We start from the raw sequence: 4,487 nt of genomic DNA, 5'->3' as shown, positions 1-4,487 counted from the left end.
TACGGTGGCTGCGGCGGCGCGCCGCCGCACGGTCATGATGCCGGGCGTGACGTGATGCATGGCGTCGGTCGCGACGTTGGGCAATGGCAAGCTCATGTAGGTGCGGTCCTTTATACTTCGCGGCATTCTAGCAAAGCGCGGCATCGACGCCGACGCGCGAAGGCTTCCGGTAAGATATGGCCTCGCTCGGCGAACCGATGTCCACGCCGCCGCGGCACTGGTCGAGACGCATCGCCCGGTCACGCTGTCCGGCAAGTCGCCGATGCGCGGCCGGCCAGTCGGCACGGTCTCGCGCGCGGCAGGCGCCACGCATTCTCTTCGAACACCTCGTTTCATGCATCCACTGAACATCTACAACACGCTCGCGCGCGAGAAACAGCCCTTCGTGCCCATCGAACCCGGCAAGGTCCGCATGTATGTCTGCGGCATGACGGTGTACGACTACTGCCACGTCGGGCATGCGCGCGTGATGGTGGTGTTCGACATGGTGCAGCGCTGGCTGCGCGCCGCGGGCTACGAGGTGACCTATGTGCAGAACATCACCGACATCGACGACAAGATCATCCGCCGCGCCGCCGAGAACGGCGAGACCATCGGCGAGCTGACCGAGCGGTTCATCGGCTATATGCACGAGGACGCGGCCGCGCTGGGCATCCAGCGCCCGGACCACGAGCCACGCGCGACGCAATACGTGCCGCAGATGCTCGACATCATCGGCAAGCTCGAAGCGAAGGGCCTGGCCTATCAGGCCAGCGACGGCGACGTCAATTACGCGGTGCGCAAGTTCGCCGGCTACGGCAAGCTGTCGGGCAAGTCGCTGGAGGACCTGCGCGCCGGCGAGCGCGTGGCGGCCAACGATGCCAAGCACGACCCGCTCGACTTCGTGCTGTGGAAGTCGGCCAAGGACAGCGAACCGGCCGAAAGCAAGTGGTCGTCGAAGTGGGGCATGGGCCGTCCGGGCTGGCATATCGAATGCTCGGCGATGAGCTGCGCGCTGCTGGGCGAGCATTTCGACATCCATGGCGGCGGGGCCGACCTGCAGTTCCCGCACCACGAGAACGAGATCGCGCAGTCGGAAGGCGCCAGCGGCAAGCCCTTCGTCAACGTATGGATGCATAACGGCTTCGTGCGCATCAACGACGAGAAGATGTCGAAGTCGCTCGGCAACTTCTTCACGATCCGCGAGGTGCTCAAGCAGTACGACGCCGAGGTCGTGCGCTTCTTCATCCTGCGCGCGCACTACCGCAGCCCGCTGAACTACAGCGACGCGCACCTGGACGACGCGCGCCACGGCCTGACCCGTCTCTACACGGCGCTCAAGGACGTGCAGCCCGACACGCAGCCGCTCGATTGGGACGAGCCGCACGCGCGCCGCTTCGCCGAGGCGATGGGCGACGACTTCAATACGCCGATCGCGGTCTCGGTGCTGTTCGACCTGGCCGGCGAAGTCAATCGCGGCGGCTCCCCCGCCGCGGCACGGCAATTGAAAGGCCTGGCCGCGACGCTCGGCCTGCTTGGGCGCGACGCGCACGCCTTCCTGCAGGGCGGCGCCGCCGCGGCCGGCATCGCGCCGGCGAAGATCGAGGAGCGCATCGCCGCGCGCAAGCAGGCCAAGGCCGAGCGCAATTTCGCCGAGGCCGACCGCATCCGCGCCGAACTGCTGGAGGCCGGCATCGTGCTCGAGGACAAGCCGGGCGGCGTGACCGAATGGAGGCGTGCTTGAACGCTGCCGTGCGCAAGACGCCCGGCACGGCGGCCAAGGCCGCCAAGCCGGCGCGGCCCACCGGAGAGCCGGCCCTGGAGGTGACCAAGGCGGCCAAGGCGACCAAGGCAGCGAAGGTCGCCAAGGCGCCGGCCGCCGGCGGCGTGGCCGCGCCCAAGGCCCGCACCGTCACCAAGGCCGACGGCAAGCCGGTCCTGAAGACCGCGCGCGCCGCCAAGGCAACGCTGCCCGAGGCCGCGGCGATCCCGCTGCCGGTCGAGACGGTCGAGGGCGCGGTCCGTCCCGCCTACTGGGACGAGGCCTGCGCCGACCTGATGAAGCGCGACCGCATCCTGCGCAAGATGATCCCGACCTACGGGCCGGCGCATCTGGTTTCGCGCGGCGATCCCTTCATCACGCTGGCCCGTTCGATCGTCGGCCAGCAGATCTCGGTCAAGGCCGCGCAATCGGTGTGGGACCGGCTGGCCGCCGCCTGCCCGAAGCTGACGCCGGCGCAGCTGCTGCGGGCCGGCGTCGACAAGCTGGCCGCCTGCGGCCTGTCGCGCCGCAAGGCCGAGTACATCGTCGATCTCGCCGAGCACTTCAAGGCGGGGCGGGTCCATGTCGACAAATGGGCCGAGATGGACGACGAGGCGGTCATTGCCGAGTTGACGCAGATCCGCGGCATCGGCCGCTGGACCGCCGAGATGTTCCTGATGTTCAACCTGATGCGGCCGAACGTGCTGCCGCTCGACGACATCGGCCTGATCAACGCGATCTCGGCCAACTATTTCAGCGGCGAACCGGTCACGCGCAGCGAGGCGCGCGAGGTCGCCGCCAACTGGGAGCCATGGCGCACCGTGGCGACCTGGTACATGTGGCGCAGCCTTGATCCGCTGCCTGTCACTTACTAGTCTGGCATTCGATAGCCGGGGCACGAAAGTGCTCCTTTCACCATCTTCAGGCGGCGCATGCGGCGCATCCGGCGCGATTTCAGCGCCCGGAGCGCAAGGAAATTCCGGTAGAATGCGCCCCTTCACAGACAGGTACGTGTGATTCAATGAAAACCACCTTCCTGGATTTCGAACAGCCGATCGCCGAACTCGAGGCAAAAATCGAAGAACTGCGCTTCGTGCAGGACGACTCGGCCGTCGACATTTCCGAAGAGATTTCGCGGCTGGCCGGCAAGAGCCAGCAGCTGACCAAGGACATCTACGCCAACCTGACCCCGTGGCAGGTGGCCCAGATCGCGCGCCATCCCCAGCGTCCCTACACGCTGGACTACGTGCGCGAGATCTTCACCGACTTCCACGAACTGCATGGCGACCGCGCCTTCGCCGACGATCTGTCGATCGTGGGCGGGCTGGCCCGCTTCAACGGCCAGGCCTGCATGGTGATCGGCCACCAGAAGGGCCGGGACACCAAGGAGCGCGCGCTGCGCAACTTCGGCATGTCCAAGCCCGAGGGCTATCGCAAGGCCAAGCGGCTGATGGAACTGGCCGACAAGTTCGGCCTGCCGATCTTCACCTTCGTCGACACGCCGGGCGCCTTCCCGGGCATCGACGCCGAGGAACGCGGCCAGTCGGAGGCGATCGGCCACAACCTGTACGTGATGGCCGGCCTGAAGGTGCCCCTGATCGCCACCATCATCGGTGAGGGCGGTTCGGGTGGCGCCCTGGCGATCGCCGTGGGCGACGTGGTGCAGATGCTGCAATTCGCCACCTATGCGGTGATCTCGCCGGAAGGCTGCGCGTCGATCCTGTGGAAGACCGCCGAGAAGGCGCCCGAGGCCGCCGAGGCGCTGGGCCTGACCGCGCATCGCCTGAAGGCGCTGGGCCTGATCGACAAGATCGTCAACGAGCCGCTGGGCGGCGCGCACCGCGATCCGAAGGCCATGGCCGCGATGCTCAAGCGTTCGCTGGCCGAGTCGCTGCGCCAGTTCCAGGGCATCAGCGTCAAGGAACTGCAGGCGCGCCGCCACGAGCGCCTGATGGCCTATGGCAAGTTCAAGGAAACCGGCGCACAAGGCTGATCCCGCCGCGCCCGATTTGCGCGACCCGACCGCCACGCTGACCGACAAGGTCGCACAGGCCCTGCAGGCCGGTGCGGCCTTTGTCGTTTCAGGGGCCGGCCAACATGGCCCGCGCGCGGTGGCGGTGGCGCTGTCGGGCGGCCGCGATTCGGTGGCACTGCTGCACGCCACGCGCGCCGCGCTCGCCGGCACCCGTGTCGACGAGGCCGGGCCGGCGCCCCTGCTGGCGCTGCATGTCCACCACGGCCTGCAGGCCCAGGCCGACGAATGGGACCGCTTCTGCGCCGCGTTGTGCCAGGACTGGGGTGTCGAATACCGCGCCGCCCGGGTCTTGGTCGTTCCCGCGCACGGAGAAGGGCTCGAAGCCGCCGCCCGCCGCGTTCGCTACCAGGCGCTGACCGAGCTCTGCGAGCAGCACAACGTCGGCTGGCTGCTGTTCGGCCACCATCTGGACGACCAGGTCGAAACGGTGCTGATGCGGCTGTTCCGCGGCAGCGGCGTGCATGGCCTGGCCGGCATGCCGGCGCTGCGGCGCCTGGCCGAACGCCGCGACATCGCGCTGCTGCGGCCGTGGCTCGAGATCGAACGGCGCGACATCGAGACCTATTGCGACGCGCACGGCCTGCGCTGGATCGACGATCCCTCCAACGACGACACCCGCTTCGCCCGCAACGCGCTGCGCCAGCAGTTGCCCGGATTGCTCGCCGCCTTCCCGGCGCTGCGCGCCAACGTCGCCCAGGCCGCCGCGCATCT

4 protein-coding genes are annotated in these 4,487 nt (G+C 68.3%); all 4 read left to right on the top strand.

Annotated elements, in window-relative coordinates; all coding sequences use genetic code 11:
- The first annotated feature begins 334 nt into the window (after nt 1-334).
- Nucleotides 335-1,723, top strand: coding sequence for a cysteine--tRNA ligase (gene cysS / locus AC6EI8_RS24585; RefSeq protein WP_498383135.1), 1,389 nt, complete (start codon nt 335-337; stop codon nt 1,721-1,723).
- Nucleotides 1,708-2,616 carry a DNA-3-methyladenine glycosylase family protein gene (locus AC6EI8_RS24580; protein WP_498383134.1) on the top strand — a complete coding sequence of 303 codons (909 nt, stop codon included), beginning with the start codon at nt 1,708-1,710 and terminating at the stop codon, nt 2,614-2,616. The genes cysS and AC6EI8_RS24580 overlap by 16 nt, the downstream gene beginning before the upstream one ends.
- 146 nt (nt 2,617-2,762) lie before the next feature.
- On the top strand, nt 2,763-3,734 hold the full coding sequence (locus AC6EI8_RS24575) for an acetyl-CoA carboxylase carboxyltransferase subunit alpha (protein ID WP_023264370.1): 972 nt from the start codon (nt 2,763-2,765) through the stop codon (nt 3,732-3,734).
- A gap of 16 nt (nt 3,735-3,750) precedes the next feature.
- A partial coding sequence (gene tilS / locus AC6EI8_RS24570; RefSeq protein ID WP_498383133.1) for a tRNA lysidine(34) synthetase TilS occupies nt 3,751-4,487 on the top strand: 737 nt, incomplete at its 3' end.

Source organism: Cupriavidus sp. R6-3 (assembly GCF_059772245.1).
The sequence above is the reverse complement of the archived record's forward strand: the minus strand, read 5'-3'. Positions and strand labels throughout refer to the sequence as shown.